At 53.1% G+C, this 20,931-nt stretch carries 11 protein-coding genes; 10 read left to right on the forward strand and 1 reads right to left on the reverse strand.

Annotated features, from left to right (window positions below):
* Window positions 1-31 precede the first annotated feature (31 nt).
* From D7Z26_RS15625 to D7Z26_RS15640, 4 genes are all read left to right on the forward strand, one after another.
* Window positions 32-1,333: an MFS transporter gene (locus tag D7Z26_RS15625; RefSeq protein WP_120977899.1), complete on the forward strand. Its 1,302-nt coding sequence runs from the start codon at window positions 32-34 to the stop codon at window positions 1,331-1,333.
* Window positions 1,334-1,353: 20 nt separating this feature from the next.
* Entirely contained in the window at window positions 1,354-2,625 is a 1,272-nt protein-coding gene (locus D7Z26_RS15630; protein WP_120977900.1) for an FAD-binding protein, read from the forward strand.
* Between the two features lie 190 nt (window positions 2,626-2,815).
* Window positions 2,816-4,558: an ABC transporter ATP-binding protein gene (locus D7Z26_RS15635; protein ID WP_120977901.1), complete on the forward strand. Its 1,743-nt coding sequence runs from the start codon at window positions 2,816-2,818 to the stop codon at window positions 4,556-4,558.
* A 292-nt stretch (window positions 4,559-4,850) separates the two neighbouring features.
* Window positions 4,851-6,230 carry a diguanylate cyclase domain-containing protein gene (locus D7Z26_RS15640; protein WP_158602336.1) on the forward strand — a complete coding sequence of 460 codons (1,380 nt, stop codon included), beginning with the start codon at window positions 4,851-4,853 and terminating at the stop codon, window positions 6,228-6,230.
* A 72-nt stretch (window positions 6,231-6,302) separates the two neighbouring features.
* On the opposite strand, the gene D7Z26_RS15645 is transcribed toward D7Z26_RS15640, so the two are convergent.
* On the reverse strand, window positions 6,303-7,457 hold the full coding sequence (locus tag D7Z26_RS15645; protein WP_120977903.1) for a virulence factor: 1,155 nt from the start codon (window positions 7,455-7,457) through the stop codon (window positions 6,303-6,305).
* A 228-nt stretch (window positions 7,458-7,685) separates the two neighbouring features.
* Here D7Z26_RS15645 and D7Z26_RS15650 point away from each other — a divergent pair, with 228 nt between their 5' ends.
* From D7Z26_RS15650 to D7Z26_RS15675, 6 genes are all read left to right on the forward strand, one after another.
* Complete coding sequence (locus D7Z26_RS15650) at window positions 7,686-8,660, forward strand: MBL fold metallo-hydrolase (protein ID WP_120977904.1); 975 nt, start codon at window positions 7,686-7,688, stop codon at window positions 8,658-8,660.
* On the forward strand, window positions 8,657-10,285 hold the full coding sequence (locus D7Z26_RS15655; RefSeq protein WP_120977905.1) for an ABC-F family ATP-binding cassette domain-containing protein: 1,629 nt from the start codon (window positions 8,657-8,659) through the stop codon (window positions 10,283-10,285). The genes D7Z26_RS15650 and D7Z26_RS15655 overlap by 4 nt, the downstream gene beginning before the upstream one ends.
* A 260-nt stretch (window positions 10,286-10,545) precedes the next feature.
* Entirely contained in the window at window positions 10,546-11,694 is a 1,149-nt protein-coding gene (locus D7Z26_RS15660) for a C40 family peptidase (protein ID WP_158602337.1), read from the forward strand.
* Between the two features lie 211 nt (window positions 11,695-11,905).
* Window positions 11,906-13,816 carry a cellulase family glycosylhydrolase gene (locus D7Z26_RS15665; RefSeq protein ID WP_120977907.1) on the forward strand — a complete coding sequence of 637 codons (1,911 nt, stop codon included), beginning with the start codon at window positions 11,906-11,908 and terminating at the stop codon, window positions 13,814-13,816.
* Window positions 13,817-14,069: 253 nt separating this feature from the next.
* Window positions 14,070-17,066: a glycoside hydrolase family 9 protein gene (locus tag D7Z26_RS15670; RefSeq protein ID WP_120977908.1), complete on the forward strand. Its 2,997-nt coding sequence runs from the start codon at window positions 14,070-14,072 to the stop codon at window positions 17,064-17,066.
* 32 nt (window positions 17,067-17,098) lie between these two features.
* Entirely contained in the window at window positions 17,099-20,905 is a 3,807-nt protein-coding gene (locus D7Z26_RS15675) for a glycoside hydrolase family 48 protein (protein ID WP_120977909.1), read from the forward strand.
* Window positions 20,906-20,931: the final 26 nt, after the last annotated feature.

The following is a 20,931-nucleotide window of genomic DNA, read 5'->3' on the forward strand; positions in this document are numbered from 1 at the left end:
GCCCAACAAAATTGAAAGGCGGTTCTGAGCGATGACGCATGAACCCCATAGCAATAATGAAGAGCATCTACGAAGTTATATTGATAACCCGAATATGCAAAAGCGGCTTTATAAACGTACTTTAATAATCGTAGTCTTATCACAAATCTTCGGTGGTGCAGGACTTGCCGCAGGAGTCACTGTCGGTGCCCTCTTAGCTCAAGACATGTTGGGAACTGAAAGTTATGCCGGCGTTCCCGCTGCATTGTCCACGCTGGGTTCGGCTGTCACCGCTTTGCTTGTCGGGCTCCTTTCGCAACGTTACGGACGCCGAATGGGGCTTGCGGCCGGTTTTTTGGCAGGAGGCATCGGTGCAATGGGCGTCGTATTTGCCGCGGTAAGTCACAGCATAATCCTTTTATTTGCCTCCCTGCTTGTCTATGGCGCCGGCACGGCTACTAACCTACAGGCACGTTATGCGGGTACGGATTTAGCAAAGCCGAGACAGCGGGCAACGGCGGTCAGCATTGCAATGGTGTCTACTACTTTCGGCGCCGTTGCCGGACCCAATTTGGTTGAAGTGATGGGTCGCTTTGCTGCATCAATTGAAGTTCCGGCCCTTGCAGGACCTTTTATACTTGCAGCGGGGGCTTACATGATTGCTGGTCTGGTGTTTTTAGTTTTACTCCGGCCAGACCCGTTCGTTGTCGCCAAAGCAATCGTAGCAGCTCAGAGTAAGCATTCAGAGTTGCAGACGGATGCTAGGCTACATAACAACAAGGGAATAATCGTCGGAGCCACGATAATGATCCTCACTCAAATCGTAATGGTCGCCATAATGACCATGACTCCCATACACATGAAGCATCATGGACATAGTTTGGGCGACGTGGGATTAGTCATAGGCATCCATATCGGCGCGATGTATCTCCCGTCTCTCGTTACAGGTATTCTAGTCGATAAGGTCGGACGCACAGTCATGTCGATTGCTTCGGGCGGCGTCCTACTTGCTGCCGGTATTGTTGCGGCGATTGCGCCCGCTGATTCCATGCTGTTGCTCATTATCGCTCTTGCTTTGTTGGGTCTTGGTTGGAACTTTGGTCTAATCAGCGGAACAGCTCTAATCGTGGATGCGACTGACCCGGCGAATCGAGCGAAGACTCAGGGAACGATCGATGTGTTAATCGCATTAGCCGGAGCGTCAGGCGGAGCACTTTCCGGCATGATCGTAGCTCAGTCCAGCTATGCCATGCTATCGCTTACCGGGGGATTCCTTTCGCTTTTGCTTATACCGGTCGTGATATGGTCCCGTTATCATAAAGCGGCATTATCTAAGAATAAAGCGTTGAACTAAACATTGCGGGGTGCAGGTTAATGGAAAATAATCGAAACTGGGCTGGCAACTATAGCTATAACGCTTCGGAACTCCACGTTCCGGAAACCGTGGAACAAGTACAAGATTTGGTAGCTCGAAGCAGTCGAATCAAGGCGCTTGGCACGCGCCATTCGTTCAATGGAATCGCGGATTGTAACGAGAGTCTCCTGTCTCTTCAGAAGCTTAACCGTGTGATTGAGTTAGACCATAAACGCAATAAGGTTACGGTCGAGGCCGGTATTAGATACGGGGATCTATGCCAATATTTATACGGACACGGCTATGCTTTGCACAATTTGGCGTCGTTGCCGCACATTACAATTGCAGGCGCATGCGCGACGGCAACGCATGGTTCCGGTGACCGGAACGGTAATCTCGCTACGGCGGTTCATTCCATGGAAGTTGTCAAAGCGGATGGGGAGAGGGTCGTTTTCTCCCGTGATCAACAAGATGGACTCCTAGCCGGAGCGGTCGTGGGACTTGGGGGATTGGGGGTTATCACGCAAATGACTCTGGATGTCATCCCCGCCTTTCGGATGAGTCAGAACGTATTCGATAATTTGCCCTTAGCGCAACTTAAAGATCATTTTGACGATATTTTCTCTAGTGCTTACAGCGTAAGTCTATTTACGGATTGGAATACGGCGACTTTTAATCAAGTCTGGCAAAAGCGGAAAATAACAGATCACGACTCTGCTGGTGCGGAAACCGATTTTTATGGGGCAAAGCGAGCAGACGCGCATCGACATCCAGTACCAGGCCACTCGGCGGACAATTGCAGCGAGCAGCTTGGCATTCCCGGACCCTCGCACGAACGGTTGCCGCACTTCCGCATGGATTTCACGCCAAGCGCCGGCGAGGAACTTCAAAGCGAATACTTCGTGCCGCGCCAAGATGCCTATCATGCGCTATGTGCGATTGACCGGATACGGGACCGCATATCGCCGTACCTTTATGTGTCCGAGATTCGCACGATCGCGGAAGACGATCTGTGGATGAGCCCTTGTTATAGGCAGGATTCGGTTGCTATTCACTTTACCTGGAAACCGGATTGGGAGGCTGTCCGGCAAATATTGCCGATAATCGAGGAACAGATTGCGCCCTTCCAGGCCCGTCCGCATTGGGGAAAGCTGTTTACCATGCCGCCCGTCCATCTTCAATCACTGTACGAGAAGTTGCCGGACTTTCGGCAATTGCTCCTTCAATGCGACCCTCAAGGAAAGTTCCGCAACGCGTTCTTGAAAAACTATATCATGGACAACTATTCATAGGTGGAATCGACGATGCTCATTTTCCAATAATCGTCTATAATGAAAGCATTAATGAATAAGGAGGCAATTTACATGAAAAACATGATGAATCAAACCGTACAAACATATAAGGGTGGAACACTTTCTTAATTGTAACGGTGTACTCCCTTATATGTGTTTATTAAACAACACAAATAAGGGGTAAAAAATCATGCATTTTCCAATGAAAAAATTCTTCTCCTATTACAAGCCTTATAAGAAGCTATTTGTTATGGTTTTGACTTGCGGATTGATCGTATCCGCAACGGCTTTGGTGTTTCCCCTGCTCGTTCGGTATATTACGAAAGATGTTCTGAACGGAGACTTGTCCACTGTACTAAGAGAAGTGTATGGGGTGGGCGCGCTGATGCTTGGTTTAGTCGTGATCCAGAATATGGGGAACTACTTTGTCGACTATTATGGTCACCAAGTCGGAGCTCGTATGGAGAGCGACATGCGCAGCGAGCTTTTCGCGCACATGCAAAAACTTTCCTTTAGCTTTTTCGATAAGGAAAAGACAGGTCGGCTCATGTCTCGAATAACGAACGATCTGCTGCTGCTTTCGGAGCTATACCATCACGGTCCGGAAGACTACATCAAATATCTCGTCCGCTTTACCGGAGCGTTTGTCATTTTGTACTTTATTAACGCGCCATTAACGATCGCCGTATTCTGTTTCTTGCCATTCTTGGGTGTCTTTGCGTTGTATTTTAATAAGATGTTGAACAAGGCGCTAAGAAGAAACAAAGAGAGAATCGGAGACGTAAACGCGCAAGTAGAAGATAGTCTATCGGGAATCCGCGTAGTAAAATCGTTTGCCAACGAGCACGTAGAAATCGCGAAGTTTAACCGGGAAAACAATCGTTTTCTCGATAGCCGCAAGAAAACCTACAAGGCCGAGGCGTACTTTTACAACGGCGCCGAAGCATTTCTACAACTGATTACGATCACGGTCATCATTTTTGGCAGTGCCAGTATCGTGGGCAACACTTTGGATTTAGCGGATTTGATCACTTTTTTGCTGTATATCGGCTTTATGATTGAACCGATTCAAAAACTGACTCATATGAGTACGCAGTTTCAAGAAGGAATTACCGGCTTCCAGCGTTTTATGGAAATCATGAATCTGAAGCCGGACATCGAGAACAAACCGAATGCCATGACGCCGCAGAAGGTAAATGGTGAAATCGAGTTCAAACAGGTCTCCTTCCGTTACGAAGATCATCTGGAAAACGTGTTATCAAACTTGTCGTTTCGTGTACAACCGGGAGAGTATGTTGCGTTAGTTGGTCCCTCTGGCGCGGGCAAGACTACATTGTGCTCGCTCATCCCCCGCTTTTATGATGCGATAGCTGGGGAGGTGTTACTGGACGGGATAAATGTCCGCGATATCGACCTGCAATCATTGAGAAATAACATCGGCGTCGTACAGCAGGACGTTTATCTTTTCTCGGGAACGGCGATGGAAAATATCCGTTACGGAAATCCTGCGGCGAGCGATGACGAAGTTATTGCGGCTGCCAAGCACGCCAATGCTCACGACTTTATCATGGGTTTGCCGATGGGTTACCACTCCGAGATCGGACAGCGAGGCGTCAAACTATCCGGCGGTCAAAAGCAGCGACTAAGTATCGCTCGCGTATTCTTAAAGAATCCACCGATTCTTATTCTAGATGAGGCAACGAGCGCACTGGATAATGAGAGCGAAAGCATCGTTAAGGAGTCGCTGGAATCGTTGGCCAAAGGGCGTACAACCATCGTCATTGCCCATCGCCTTTCCACGATCCGGAATGCCCAGAGAATCATCGTATTAACGGAGGACGGTATTGTGGAGCAAGGTACGCACAATGCTTTGCTTGCACGCGATGGAGCTTATGCATACTTGTATTCCAAGCAGTTTGAATTGCAAGTGTAGGCTCTTGAGCAATTCGAAATAGCAGCAACAAAAAAAGGAGGCATGCGGCAACGAGCCGCATGCCTCTAAGTGTATATAAGAAAAGGGGGGTCATGTTTGTATTGTACCCGCGCAGTATGAAGGGAAGATGAAAGAAAGATTACGATTGCATTACATTGCTTGGGCGAAGCATTAAAAAGCAACTCTGTCAAAAACTGATGAAATTTGATATATTAATGTCGAATAAAGAGATTTGGCTTCGACAATCGGCAGCGACGGGTGATGTGATATGCAAGCATGGATGATATCGGGAATGTCATTGCTAGCTGCATTAGCTGGAATAGGCGGCGGTCGCGTCACCAGCCGGGTTGTTCGGGATGCTTCGAAATACAAGCATGCCGAAGAGGAGCTCCAAGCAACCCGTAAAGCATTCGCGACGATATTGCGGGAACAGCACGGTTTGATTTTCAAATTCAAGAAAATCGACGGAAAATACCGTTACACCCTCGCGGACGGGAAGCTTTATTATTCGCTAGGCCTCACCCATTCCATTGTCGGTAAAACGATGGAGGAGATCGTTCCCGAAAGGTTGCACGATTATATCCGGGGGAACTATGATCGGGCATGGTCCGGCGAATGCTTTCAATACGAATCGGATTTTAACGATCATATTTATTTGAACAGCGTCACTCCGATTATGGAGAACGGCGTCGTTACGGAAGTGCTCGTCGTCGGCGGCGAAATCACCGATCGCAAGAAGGCGGAGCAAGTGATTCAAGAGAGCGAGGATTGGTATCGGACGCTTATCGAGCTGTCCCCTGATGCGATTATTGTCCTCGTAGACTCCCATATCCAATTAGTCAACGAAAAAGCGGTCGAGGTATTGGGCGCTCTCAGGTCCGAAGAGATTATAGGGAAGACCATATTCGAGTTTCTTCATCCGGAGTATCGCGATCTGGCGATCAAGCACGGACACACGATTATCGAGAAACGGCTCACTGTTCAACCGGTAGATTCGAAAATTGTTCGAGCCGATGGACAGATCATAGATGTCGAAGCTACGGGAACCCGGATCATGTATAACCAGAAGCCATCGATTTTCATCATTTTCCGTGACATAACGAAGCGCAAGTTGGCCGAACATCAGATGCAGGAATCGAATCTGCTGTTATCCAGGCTTGCCAATCTTGATGGCTTGACGGGCATCGCGAACCGCAGATACATGAACGATAAGCTGGAACAGGAATGGGTGCTCGCCGCGGCGCGAGGTGCCGTGCCCCTCTCCATCGTATTGTGCGACATCGATTACTTCAAACTATACAACGATACTTACGGTCATCTCGAGGGAGACGCTTGTTTGAAAAGGGTGGCCAAAGTTCTCGACGAATATGCATATCCTTCGGGCGGCTTCGCGGCGAGATACGGCGGGGAAGAGTTTCTCGTCGTATTGCCGGAGACCGACTCCGCGGTCGCCATGAGGATCGCAATGGAGCTGAGTTACGCCGTTGAAGCTTTGGCGATTCCCCACCAGGCTTCGCAGGCGGCCGAACATGTGACGATCAGCCTCGGCGTGGCTACGTTGCAGCCATCGATCGGTACGCCTCGGGAGTTGCTGATCCAGCATGCCGACGAAGCGCTCTACCGGGCGAAGACGAGGGGAAGAAATCAGATGCAGGTCTATTCGGGGGTCTGATTGCATGACGAAAACGGGATCATAACTCGGTGGCATTCCACCGGGTCGTGATCCCGTTTTCGTTTGAGCTTCTTATTTATCCTCGCGATTCTCTTCGCGCATACGCGTCATTTGTTGCCATACCGAGCCTGCGGCTTCCTCTCCGCGTTCGATGCGCGCGACCGCCATCTCCGCTTGCAGCCTAACCTCGAATTCGGTTTCGCTGGATGTCGTTCGCCTTAGAGCTTCCAAAGCCGATTCGTCTCCGGCTTCGTAGAGGAAACGCGCGGCGCGCCAACGGACCAGCTTATTGGAATCTTCCAGCGCGCCGATCATCGACGGAGTCGCCGCCGGGTCTCCGATATCGGACAGCGTATCTCCCGCCGTACGGCGAACGGATCCGGAGGAATCCTTGAGCGCCTCGAACAAATAAGGCATGGCTTCGGGCGTACGCAGATCGCCGAGATAGACGACCGCAAGCCTGCGTACCGATAGCTGGCTATCTCGCAGAGCCCGTGCCACGACCGGCAGATCCTCGGCCGTAGGCTTAAGACGTTCCAACGCGGCATAGCGCTCGCGCCAGTCCTGCGAATCTAGCGCCTTCAGCACCTCGTCTCCGCCGAGCGGCGCAGGCGGCGCGGGAGGAGCGGCTTCCGGACCGGCGGCCTTCGCCTGCTCGACCAAATCCCGAAGCCGCGCTTCCGAGTAGGCCGCTTCTAGTTCGCGCGTGATCTCGTCCAGCACTTCTTGCGGCTCGCCGTAACGTACGCCAAGATCTTCGAGCATGCGTTCGCGGATCATCGTGGAGCCCGCCGCGTCCGACACCGCCTTCGCGAATCGCTCGGGCATCGCCGCCCTGAACTCTTGGCCGCCGCTGCGCACGCGGAGCTGCATCGGGATGCCGCGGAACATTTGCACGCGAACGTGCGCTTCGCCGAAGCCCCCGACGAGATCTTCAGCCGGGCCGGTCAGAGACCCGCCCGAGGCGATTCCGAACGCTTCCCGGACGCCGTCCAGGATTGCGGCCCAGTCGGAGTTGCCTCTGCGATCGAGCGCTAGGAAATCGGACGTGTGGAAAATACTTTTGACTCCGGGCACTTCGAGCAGCTTCGCGATCAGAGGAGGGATTGCCCCGGATCGGGAATCCTTGCCTCCGTAATTGAATTGAATTCCCGGATCGAGCTTCGCGTCCACGTTTAACTTCATCGTATTGGGACTCGGGGTCGGCTCGATGGACAATAATTTCATGGAACTCCCCTCGCTTTCTACCTAATCTCTACATCTCCAACAATACCGCAACTGCGAAAGAAATGCCAAACGGCCAATAGGGTTATTCGTTCCTAAAGTCGGGTAATAACTAAAGCAAACGGGATATTGGCCATTCCCTATACTGGGAAAGGCTTTTTTTCATAGGGTCTTGGTACATTTCCGCGTTTCCTGATATAGTATACATGAACACATCATCGGAGGGATTTCATGCTTAGAAGACGCTTCGGCAACTTGGATTCCATAGGTGCGGGCAAAGCATCTAAGGAACAATTCGACCGCTGGCGTGAGGATCGGTTCCGCAAGCTACGCAAAGAGGGGTACACCGATTGCGTTCCCAGCGTGGCGCCAGACCTGAGATTTCTACAGCATAACCGAAGCGAGCCGTCCATCACTTGGATCGGACACTCCACGTTTCTCATACAGATGGCCGGCCTCAACATCGTTACGGATCCCGTATGGGCGAGGAGAATGGCATTTCAGAAAAGACTCGTGCCGCCCGGAATCGAACTATCGGACATGCCGTCCATCGATGTCGTTCTCATTTCCCACGCCCATTACGATCATTTGCACGTTTCTTCCCTTCGAAGGCTTCGCGGTCCCAAGAAGATGATCGTGCCGGCGGGTTTGAGGAGAAAGCTCATGCTCCGCGGCTTCCTTCAGTCACAAGAGCTGCATTGGTGGGAGCATACGACGGTCCATGGGGCGAAGTTTACTTTCGTACCCGCGCAGCATTGGACTCGTCGCAATCCTTGGGACATGAATACTTCCCACTGGGGCGGATGGGTGCTGCAAGTCGATCAAGGACCAACCGTGTACTTTGCAGGAGATAGCGGCTATTTCCGCGGCTTCAGCGAGATCGGGCGAAGGTTCGACATCGATGTCGCACTGTTGCCGATCGGAGCGTACGACCCCGAGTGGTTCATGGCCTCTCAACACGTCAGCCCCGAAGAAGCTTTGCAAGCATTCATAGACGTGAAGGCAAAATATTTCGTGCCCATGCATTACGGCGCGTTTAAGCTGTCCGACGATACGCCCGCGGAAGCTTTGGAGCGATTGGAAACCGCGCGCGAGCGCCTCGGGATTCCGAAAGAAAAGCTGTTGCTGCTGCAGCACGGCGAGACGATGCGTTTCGAATCCCATACACTAGATACCCCTAAAGCAAAGGATGGATTAGACTTATGATTACCGTATCCGGCGTTAGCCTGCGTTTCGGCAAGCGCCCCCTGTTCGAAGACGTCAATATCAAATTTACGCCCGGCAACTGTTATGGTCTGATCGGAGCGAACGGAGCGGGCAAGTCTACGTTCCTCAAAATTTTGTCCGGAGAAGTAGAATCAAGCTCGGGCGATATTTTCATTACCCCGGGAGAACGGCTTGCCGTCTTGAAACAAAACCATTACGAATACGATGAATTTAATGTCCTAGAGACGGTGATCATGGGTTACGACCGACTCTACAAAGTGATGAAAGAAAAAGACGCGATCTACTTGAAAGAGGATTTCTCCGACGAGGACGGTATGCGCGCGGGCGAGCTCGAAGCCGAGTTCGCGGAAATGAACGGCTGGGAAGCCGAGAGCGAAGCGGCCGGCATGTTGAACGGCCTCGGCATTACGACGGAGCTTCACGACAAGAAAATGTCGGAACTGAGCGGTAACGAGAAGGTCCGCGTATTGCTCGCGCAAGCTTTGTTCGGCGCCCCGAACATCCTTCTGCTCGATGAGCCTACCAACCATTTGGACCTTGAGTCCATCAACTGGCTGGAAGACTTCTTAGCCCGTTACGAGGGTACCGTTATCGTCGTATCCCATGACCGGCACTTCTTGAACCAAGTTTGTACGCACATTGCGGATATCGACTTCGGCAAGCTGCAGCTATACGTCGGTAACTATGACTTCTGGTACGAGTCGAGCCAATTGGCTCAACAGTTGATGCGCGACCAGAACAAGAAAAAAGAAGACAAGATGAAAGAGCTGCAGGCGTTCATCCAGCGCTTCTCCGCGAACAAGTCGAAAGCGAAGCAGGCGACAAGCCGGCAGAAGATGCTCGACAAAATCTCGCTCGACGACATTCGTCCGTCGAACCGCAAGTATCCGTTCATCAACTTCAAACCGGAGCGCGAGGTAGGCAAGCAGGTCGTAACGGTCGAAGGCTTGACGGCTTCCCTGGAAGGCGAGAAAGCATTGAACAACGTCAATATCGTCGTTAACAAAGGCGATAAGATCGCATTGGTCGGTCCGTACGGATTGGCCAAGACGCTGCTGTTCCAGATTCTCGTCGGAGAGAAGGAGCCGGAGGCGGGTAGCGTAACCTGGGGCGTAACGGCGGTCAAAGCGTATTTCCCTAAGGAAAACGGAGCTTACTTCGACGGCGTGGAAACCAGTCTCGTAGAGTGGCTGCGGCAATACACGAAAGATCCGGACGAATCGTTCATCCGCGGCTTCCTTGGCCGGATGTTGTTCTCGGGCGACGAAGCATTGAAGAAGGCTTCCGTCTTGTCCGGAGGAGAGAAGGTTCGTTGCATGCTTTCCCGCATGATGCTTACGAACGGTAACGTCTTGCTGCTCGACGAACCTACGAACCACTTGGACCTGGAGTCCATCACGGCACTCAATAACGGCTTGATCGACTTCGACGGTCCGATCATTTTCACGTCGCATGACCATCAGTTCGTGCAGACGATCGCCAACCGGATCATCGAGATTACACCGAACGGCGTCATCGACAGAATGATGACCTTCGACGAGTACCTGGAGCATCCGGAAGTCAAGCAGCTTCGCGAGAAGCTCATTCCTGAAGAAGATAGATAATACCCGCAAAGCTTGCCGAACCTCCGGCAAGCTTTTCTTTTTTTTAGAGCGACCAGAGAGTGGTAAATTAATCCCCGGCATGAAATATTTCATCAATGCGGTTCTTGATGGGCGTGCTTTATAGTATGAAGTGCCTATTACTTTGTGGGACTATTCATCCATAGAGAGGATGATGTCTAAGATCGAAGGCTCATGGAAGTGTTCTTTTGTCGAAAATATAATGGACAAGTAGGATCAACACCATGGGAGGAAAAGACATCATGAAAAAAGGATTGCTGCTGTTACTCGCGGTGTTTTTATTCGTCGCGACGATTCCGGCGCTGGCGGCAGCTGCCCTATCGGGGAATGCCAATATTGTTGCATCGGTCAGCTTACGTAATGGACCGTCCACTTCCGCATCCGTTCTGAAAATTCTTAAGGTCGGCGAGAAGGTATCCGTTCTTGACGACTCCAATTCCTATTGGCTTAAGGTTAAAGATTCCACTGGAACGATCGGTTATGTTTCCTCTAGCGACAAATACGTGAGCTATGAAACGCCGAAACAAATCGTCTCTGGCACCAATGCTGTAATTGCAGCGTCGGTATCTTTCCGCAAAACGCCTTCAACGGACGGCGCTCGCATCCGCTACTTGCAGAAGGACGAGCAGATCATCATCACTAGCGTCGTGAATAGTTACTGGTATGCGGTGAAAGATACTTCCGGCGTATCGGGATACGTTAGCAGCTCGGATCAATACGTGAAGCTGACAGGACCTATTTCAACACCAAAGCCAACACCAACACCAACACCAAAGCCAACACCAACACCAAAGCCAACACCAACACCAACACCAACACCCACACCAACACCAACACCAACACCAACACCAACACCAACACCAACACCAACACCAACACCAACACCAACACCAACACCAACACCAACACCAACACCAACACCGACGCCGACGCCGGCCGGGCCAACGTCTAACCAACAAGTCGAACTAGTCATCGCGGCGGGTCTTAAGTATTTAGGCACCCCATATGAATTCGGCTCCGACCGCAATACGACAACAACGTTCGATTGCTCGGATTTCGTGCGGCAAGCGTTTATGGATGCCCTTAGCATCAAGCTTCCGGCTAGTTCCAGCACCCAAGGCGCATACGTTCGGGGGAAAAACCCGGTGACGACAGACTGGCATTCGCTGAAACGGGGAGACCTGATGTTCTTCATGGATTACAAGGGGACGAAGGCGGCCAGCTACGATAACAAACGCCCATTCGAAGAAAAAATCTCGCATGTCGGTATTTACCTAGGCAACGGACAAGTTCTTCACACTTACTCGGTGGCATCCGGAGGCGTTAGAACCGACAGTATCGTCGGCAAGCACTGGGAATATCGGTTCTTGTTCGGAGGCAGCGCTTTGTAATACGAATACGATAGACGACGCAACCGTTTTCGAGGCTAAACGCTTCGAGAGCGGTTTTTTTCTATCTTTAACGAAAACGATTTCGAAAAGGATACAATTGCGCAATAACGAGGTTACATGACGCACATTCTTGAAATCCGATCCGTTTTATAATGTACTTGCCGGGGTTTGAGATTGAAACGGCAAACCAAATGAAACGGGGGATCGAATGATGTGGATCACGAGATTTAAGCGCGGGGAGATTATGTTTCTGATCGCGGCGCTTGCGTGCACTTTGTTGCTGTCGGTCGGGATCGGCAAAAGCTATGGGGCGCCGACGGGTTACTATCATACGTCGGGCAACCGTATTGTCGACTCCGAAGGAAAACCGGCCGTATTCAACGGGTTGAACTGGTTCGGCTTCGAAACGGCCAATTACGCGCCGCATGGATTATGGCAGTATTCGTTGGACAGCTTTATGGACAAGATTAAGGACCACGGATACAACTTGATCCGGTTGCCGTTCAGCACGCAAATGTTCGATCCCGGATCCATGCCGAACAGCATCAACACGAACACGAACCCGGATTTGATCGGGCTGACGCCGATTCAACTCATGGACAAAGTGATACAGAAGGCGGGAGAACGGGGCATTAAAGTGTTTCTGGACCGCCATCGTCCGGATTCCGGAGGCCAGTCGGAGCTATGGTATACGGCGCAATATTCCGAGCAGCGTTGGATTAACGACTGGGTTATGTTAGCGACGCGTTACGCGAACAATCCCACGGTCATAGGCGCCGATCTTCATAACGAGCCTCACGGGACTGCAACATGGGGAACAGGGAGCATGACTACCGACTGGAGGCTGGCTGCGGAACGGGCGGGCAACGCCATATTGGCGGCAAACCCTAACTGGCTAATCATTGTCGAAGGCATACAGCAGAACGTTCAGGGGGAAACCGGCACTTACTGGTGGGGAGGTAATCTGAAAGGCGTTCGGAACTATCCGGTGCGGTTAAACGTGGCCAATCGCGTCGTCTATTCCCCGCATGACTACGGTCCGGGAGTGTCCGCGCAAACTTGGTTTTCCGATCCGGCGTTCCCGAATAACATGCCGGCATTGTGGGATTCGTATTGGGGATATATCAGCAAAGAAAATATCGCTCCGATCCTTGCCGGAGAATTCGGCGGTAGAGGCGTCGATACGTCGAGCCAGGAAGGCAAATGGCAAAACAAGCTGGTCGATTATATTAAAAGCAACGATCTATATTGGACGTACTGGTGCTTGAACCCGAACAGCGGCGATACCGGAGGGCTGCTCATGGACGATTGGCTCACTTGGAACGCTCCGAAGCAGACGATGCTTGACCGCATTATGAAACCTTTGAGCGGCGGGGGTTCGACGTTATCCGCGCCGACAGGCTTGACGGCTACGGCGGGCAACGCGCAAGCGGCGCTTAGCTGGACGGCGGCAAGCGGCGCCGCGAGCTATACAGTGAAGCGAGCCACGACAAGCGGCGGCCCTTACACGAACGTGGCGACCGCTTTGACCGCGACGAGTTACACGAATACGGGCCTGACGAACGGCACGACTTACTATTATGTCGTCAGCGCGTCCAACGCTTCGGGAGAAAGTCCCAACTCCGCGCAAGTTAGCGCGACGCCTAGCGCGGGCGGTGGAGGAGGCGGTTCAACTACCTTGGTCGCGCAGTATAAGCTGAGCAATACGAACGCCACCGACAACGTGATCAACGCGACTTTTAATATCAAGAATACCGGAACGGCCGCCGTAAGCTTAAGCGGTCTGAAATTACGCTACTATTTCACGAAAGACGGCACTGCCAGCCTGAATTTCTTCTGCGACTATGCCCAAGTGGGCACGGCGAACGTTCAGGGAGCGTTCTTCAGCGCTACGGGAACGGGCACGGATACTTACCTGGAGCTTTCGTTTGCGGCTGCGGCAGGGTCGCTCGCAGCAGGAGGGCAAAGCGGCGATATCCAGATTCGGATCTCGAAAGCGGATTGGTCTAATTTCAACGAAGTCGGAGACTACTCGTTCGATCCGACGAAGACGGCCTATGCCGACTGGAACAAAGTGACGTTGTATCAGAACGGTACGCTTGTATGGGGCATAGTGCCTTAAGCAAGCGGCCTGAATCGAAATGACCTGAACCGTTTTCCGGCACAAGCCGGAAAACGGTTTCTTGTTGTTTGCCAAGCCTTTATCGCAAACGGTTACATGAGCGTTACAAACAAGTCACATCACGCACATTTTCCAAAGTTGTACGGTTTTATAATGGAAATGCATAGAAAACCTTTTCGTAAAGGAGGCGCCTCCGTAACTTCTCCAAGCAATGATTAGCTCACCAATCAATAACGAAGAAGGAGGGAAGTTGATGAGGAAAAACAGGCTTCGAAAAACGATGACCTATGCGGTCATTGCCTCGCTATGCAGCTCGCTGTTGCTGGGCGGGGGTTTTTGGAAGGCTCCCCATGCCAAAGCATCCGTAAGCTCCTATAACTATGCGGAAGCCTTGCAGAAGTCGATCTATTTCTACGAAGCGCAGCGCTCGGGTGCCCTTCCTGCCAACAATCGCGTCTCGTGGCGCGGTAATTCCGGCATGACCGATGGCGCCGACGTAGGCAAAGATTTGACGGGCGGCTGGTACGACGCCGGGGATCATGTCAAATTCGGTTTGCCTATGGCGACGTCGGCTACGTTGTTGGCTTGGTCCGTCTATGAATACAAAGACGGCTATGTGCAATCCGGGCAATATGACAAAATACTGGAAAATATTAAATGGGCGACCGACTATTTCATTAAAGCCCATACCGCGCCGAACGAACTGTACGTTCAAGTAGGGAACGGCGATACGGACCATCAGTGGTGGGGGCCAGCCGAAGTCATGCAGATGGCGCGCCCGTCGTACAAAATTACGGCTACCTGTCCGGGATCCGACGTCGCCGGCGAGACGGCCGCCGCGCTTGCGGCAGCATCGATCGTTTTCAAGCAGGAGAATCCATCCTATTCGGCCACTTTGCTTACGCATGCCAAGCAGCTGTATTCTTTCGCGGATACGTACAGGGGAAAATACAGCGATTGCGTTCCGCAAGCGAGTCCGTTCTATACTTCCTATTCGGGTTATTGGGACGAATTGTCTTGGGGCGCCGCTTGGCTGTATATGGCAACGAACGATAATAGCTATTTGACGAAAGCGATCAGCGCATCCGCCAATTGGGGCAAGGAAGGGCAAACCCAAAATTGGGGATACAAATGGACGCACGCCTGGGATGACAAACATTACGGAGCGGAGCTGCTGTTGGCCAGAATCACGAATGATCCGCAGTATATAACGGCCATTGAACGCAATTTGGATTTCTGGACCTCCGGAACCTCGGATACCAAAGAACGAGTAACTTACACGCCCGGAGGCTTGGCTTGGTTGGATACGTGGGGGTCGCTTCGATATGCGATGAACGCTTCGTTTCTCGCATTCGTGTATTCCGATTGGGTGACCGACACGGCCAAAAAGAATAAGTATCGCACATTCGCGAGCAATCAGGTGCTCTATGCGTTGGGCGATAATCCCTCCAATCGCAGTTACGTGATCGGATTCGGGAACAACCCGCCGCAGCACCCGCATCATCGAACGTCACATGGATCTTGGGCGGATAGCCAGACGGTTCCGGTCGAACATCGTCACGTGCTGTATGGAGCGCTGGTCGGAGGGCCGAACAGCAGCGACCAATATACCGATTCGATCGCCGATTACACCTCCAACGAAGTCGCTACCGACTACAACGCCGCTTTTACCGGCAATTTGGCGAAAATGAAGCTGCTGTACGGCACTGGCCAACAGCCGCTGGCCAATTTCCCCGCACCGGAGACGAAGGAAGACGAAATGTTCGTCGAAGCGTCGTTCAACAGTACGGGACCGACCTATACGGAAATCAAAGCGCTCGTTAACAACCGTTCCGGCTGGCCGGCCAGGATGGGCGACAAACTTTCTTTTAACTACTACATGGACTTGTCCGAAGTGTTCAGCGCCGGTTACGGCCTTAGCAATCTTACGGTAACGACCAACTATAACCAAGGCGCCACGGTTTCGGGGTTGCTGCCTTTCGATGCGGCGAACAACATCTACTACGTCAAAGTAGATTTCACGGGCACGAAGATTTATCCGGGCGGGCAGCCGAACTACAAGAAGGAAGTTCAATTCCGAATCGCGGCTCCTTCGGGGACGACTTTCTGGAATCCGAACAACGACTTCTCCGCGCAGGGGCTCATAAGCAGCAGTACGTCTGCCAAAACCGTCTACATTCCTTTGTATGACAACGGAGTTAAGGTGTTCGGCAATACGCCGGGTCCGGTTGCGCCGCAGCCTCCGGCGGCGCCGACGGGTTTGACTGCGAAGGCGGGGAACGCACAGGCGACTCTAAGCTGGACCGCGTCGAGCGGGGCGACGAGTTACACGGTCAAACGCGCCACGACAAGCGGCGGACCGTATACGGCAGTAGCAACCGGCGTGACGTCGACAACCTACGCGAATACGGGCCTGACGAACGGCACGACTTATTATTACGTCGTCAGCGCGGTTAACGGGGTCGGCGAAAGCGCGAACTCGTCCCAAGTCAGCGTAACGCCGACCGCTCCGCAGCTTCCGGCAGCGCCGACGGGCTTAATTGCAGCGGCGGGAAATGCGCAGGCGACTTTAAGCTGGACGGCGTCGAGCGGGGCAACGAGCTATACGGTCAAGCGCGCCGCGACAAGCGGCGGACCGTACACGGCAGTAGCAACCGGCGTAACGACGACAAGCTATACGAATACTGGTCTGACGAACGGCACGACGTATTATTACGTCGTCAGCGCCGTTAACGCGGTTGGCGAAAGCGCTAATTCCGCGCAAGTCAGCGCGGCGCCAAGCGCAGGCAGTACGGGCAGCTTGGTAGCGCAGTACAAAGCCAACAACACGAACGCGACCGATAACCAGATCGGCCCTCATTTCAACATTAAGAACACGGGAACGACCGCCGTCAGCTTGAGCAACTTGAAGCTGCGCTACTACTTCACGAAAGACACCAGCGCCAGCCTGAACTTCTACTGCGACTATGCTCAAGTCGGCACGAGCAACGTCAGCGGCGCGTTCGTGACGATCAATCCGGCGAAAACCGGAGCGGACACGTATTTGGAAATTTCGTTTAACTCCGCGGCCGGAACGATCGCGGCAGGCGGACAAAGCGGAGACATACAAGTTCGCATCGCCAAATCCGATTGGTCGAACTTCAATGAAGCGGACGACTACTCGTTTGACGGGACGAAAACTTCCTACGTCGACTGGAACAAGGTGACTGTTTATCAGAACGGCACGTTGGTATACGGCATCGAGCCGTAAGGCGATTCAATCAATTTAAGGAGGAATAAACCATGTCTCAAGGCATCTACCGGAAAGGATTGATATGGTGGATCGCGGCAGCCATGCTTATTTCGGCGTATGCAAGCTTGTGGGCAGCGCCGAAGGAAGCTTCCGCCGCAACCGTTTACGAGACGAGATTTTTACAGCTGTACAACCAGATCAAAAACCCGGCGAACGGCTATTTCTCTCCGGAAGGAATTCCTTATCATTCCATCGAGACGCTGCTCAGCGAAGCGCCCGATTACGGCCATATGTCGACGTCGGAGGCCTACAGCTACTGGCTGTGGCTGGAGGCGCTTTACGGCAGATACACGGGGGACTGGACCAAGCTGGAAGCGGCATGGAACAACATGGAGAAGTACATTATCCCGATTAACGAGGGTGACGGCGCGGAAGAACAACCGACGATGAACTACTATAATCCAAGCAGCCCGGCGACTTACGCGGCCGAAAAGCCTTTTCCCGATCAATACCCGTCGCAATTGTCCGGTCAGTATGCGCCCGGCTCGGACCCGCTGGACGCCGAACTGAAAGCGACATACGGCAACAACCAGACGTATCTGATGCACTGGCTGATTGACGTGGATAATTGGTACGGTTACGGCAATTTGTTGAATCCGAGCCATACTGCGACTTACGTCAATACGTTTCAGCGAGGGGAACAGGAATCGGTTTTCGAAGCGATCACTCACCCGTCCCAAGACAACAAATCATTCGGCAAAACGAACGAAGGCTTTATGTCCCTGTTCACCGGGGAGTCGGCGGCTCCTGCCGCGCAATGGAAATATACCGATGCCACGGATGCGGACGCGCGGGCCGTCCAAGTCATGTATTGGGCGAAACAAATGGGCTTTAACAATACGACGATTCTCAACAAAGCGAAAAAAATGGGAGACTACCTCCGCTACGGCATGTTCGACAAGTACTTCGAACAGATCGGCAGCGCTAGCAACGGCACTCCTACGCCCGGAAGCGGTAAAAACTCCGATATGTATTTGCTCGCTTGGTACACCGCTTGGGGTGGCGGGCTCGGTTCCAACGGCAATTGGGCTTGGCGGATCGGCTCCAGCCACGCGCACCAAGCTTACCAAAATCCCGTCGCGGCCTATGCTCTCGGAACGACGGCGGGCGGACTCGCACCGTCATCGGCTACCGGCCAAACCGACTGGAACACATCGTTGACGCGCCAGCTCGAGTTTTACAATTGGCTGCTCTCCAGCGAAGGAGCGATCGGCGGCGGCGCCACGAACAGCTGGAACGGAAGCTACAACGCTTATCCGGCAGGCGTAAGCAAATTTTACGGCATGGCTTATCAGGAAAACCCGGTTTATCACGATCCGGGCTCCAACACCTGGTTCGGCTTCCAAGCTTGGCCGTTAGAGCGGGTTGCGGAGCTATACTACATTCTTGCTTCCAGCGGGGATACGACCTCGCAAAACTTCAAAATGGCTAAAAACGTCATTACGAAATGGATCGATTGGGCAATCGATTATTCGTTCGTAGATAAAAAACCGGTTACCGATTCGGCCGGTTACTACTTGAACACCTCCGGCCAGCGCATTCTCGGAGGCCTTAATCCGCCAGTGGCGACCACTTCCGCTCCCGGTCAATTCTCGATTCCGGGCGGTCAGGAATGGACCGGTCAGCCTGATAACTGGAACAGCTACGCGACCTTTACCGGCAATCCGAATTTCCATGTCATTACGAAAGATCCGAGTCAGGATATCGGCGTGCTTGGAAGCTATATCAAGGCGCTTTCCTTCTTCGCTGCGGGGACGAAGGCGGAAACGGGCAGCTTCTCGACGTTGGGCAATCAAGCCAAAACGTTGGCCGACCAATTCCTTGGCGTCGCATGGAACTTCAATGACGGCGTCGGCATCGCGATCGACGAGCAACGCAAAGATTACAACCGGTTTTTCACCAAAGAAATTTATTTCCCGAACGGATGGACCGGTAAGTTCGGCCAAGGCAATACGATTCCCGGAACGGGCTCTATTCCTTCCGATCCGGCCAAAGGCGGCAATGGGGTGTACATCAGTTACGCCCAATTGCGTCCGAAAATTACGCAAGATTCGAAATGGCCTTATTTATTGAACCTGTACAACACTTCATGGAATGCGACCACTCAAACTTGGGATAACGGCGTTCCGACCTTTAAGTACCACCGCTTCTGGGCGCAAGCCGATATCGCCACGGCCTATGCGGAATACGACCGGTTACTCGGAGGATCGACGTCGCCGATTGTGCCGGCCGCGCCGACAGGCGTAACCGCAACGGCAGGCAACGCGCAAGTGGCGCTGAGCTGGACGGCTTCAAGCGGCGCGACGAGCTACACGGTCAAACGCGCGACAACGAGCGGCGGACCCTACACGAACGTGGCGACGGGCGTCACGGCAACGAGCTATACGAACACGGGGCTGACGAACGGCACGACGTATTATTACGTGGTCAGCGCGTCGAATAGCGCGGACGAAAGTACCAATTCCACGCAAGCTAGCGCGACGCCGACCGCAGGAGTAACGATACCCGCGGCTCCGACGGGCTTAACCGCAACGGCGGGCAATGCGCAAGTGGCGCTAAGCTGGACGGCGTCGAGCGGCGCGACGAGCTATACGGTCAAACGCGCGACGACAAGCGGCGGACCTTACACGAATGTGGCGACTGGCGTAACGGCAACGAGCTACACGAATACGGGACTGACGAACGGCACGACGTATTATTACGTGGTCAGCGCATCGAACAGCGCGGGCTCAAGCGGCAATTCTACCCAAGCGAGCGCGACGCCGACCGCAGGGGTAACGATACCTGCAGCACCGACGGGCTTAACTGCAACGGCGGGCAACGCGCAAGCGGCGTTGAGCTGGACGGCATCGAGCGGTGCGACGAGCTACACGGTCAAACGCGCGACGACGAGCGGCGGCCCTTATACGAACGTGGCGACGGGCGTAACGGCAACGAGCTATACGAACACGGGGTTAACGAACGGCACGACGTATTATTACGTGGTTAGCGCGTCGAATAGCGCGGGGGAAAGCGTGAACTCGACTCAAGCGAGCGCGACGCCTTCGACAGCGGTAACGATACCCGCGGCTCCGACGGGCTTAACCGCAACGGCGGGCAACGCGCAAGTCGCGCTAAGTTGGACGGCGTCGAGCGGCGCTACCAGCTACACGGTCAAACGCGCGACGACGAGCGGAGGACCGTACACGAACGTGGCGACGGGCGTGACGGCAACGAGCTATACGAACACGGGGCTGACGAACGGCACGACGTATTATTACGTGGTCAGCGCGTCGAATAGCGCGGGGGAAAGCGCGAACTCGACACAAGCAAGTGCGACGCCAAGCGCGGGTACCGGCACGGGCAGCCTGATCGCGCAGTACAAACTAAGCAACTCCAACGCGACCGACAACATGATCTATGCGACCTTCAATATTAAGAACACGGGAACGACCGCCGTCAGCTTGAGCAACCTGAAGCTGCGCTATTACTTCACGAAAGACACCAATTCCAGCCTGAACTTTTACTGCGACTATGCGCAAGTCGGAACGAGCAACGTCAGCGGCGCGTTCGTTACGATCAATCCGGCAAAAACCGGAGCGGACACGTATTTGGAAATTTCGTTTAACGCCGCGGCAGGATCGATCGCTGCAGGCGGGCAAAGCGGAGACATTCAAGTCCGTGCGGCCAAAGCGGATTGGTCGAACTTTAATGAAAACGATGATTATTCCTTCGACGGCACGAAAACTTCCTACGCGGACTGGAACAAAGTAACGGTTTATCAGAACGGCACGCTCGCATGGGGAATCGAACCTTAAATCTTATCGAACAAAATCCAAAGGAG

This window comes from Cohnella endophytica (assembly GCF_003628305.1).
Classification (GTDB): Bacteria; Bacillota; Bacilli; order Paenibacillales; family Paenibacillaceae; genus Cohnella; species Cohnella endophytica.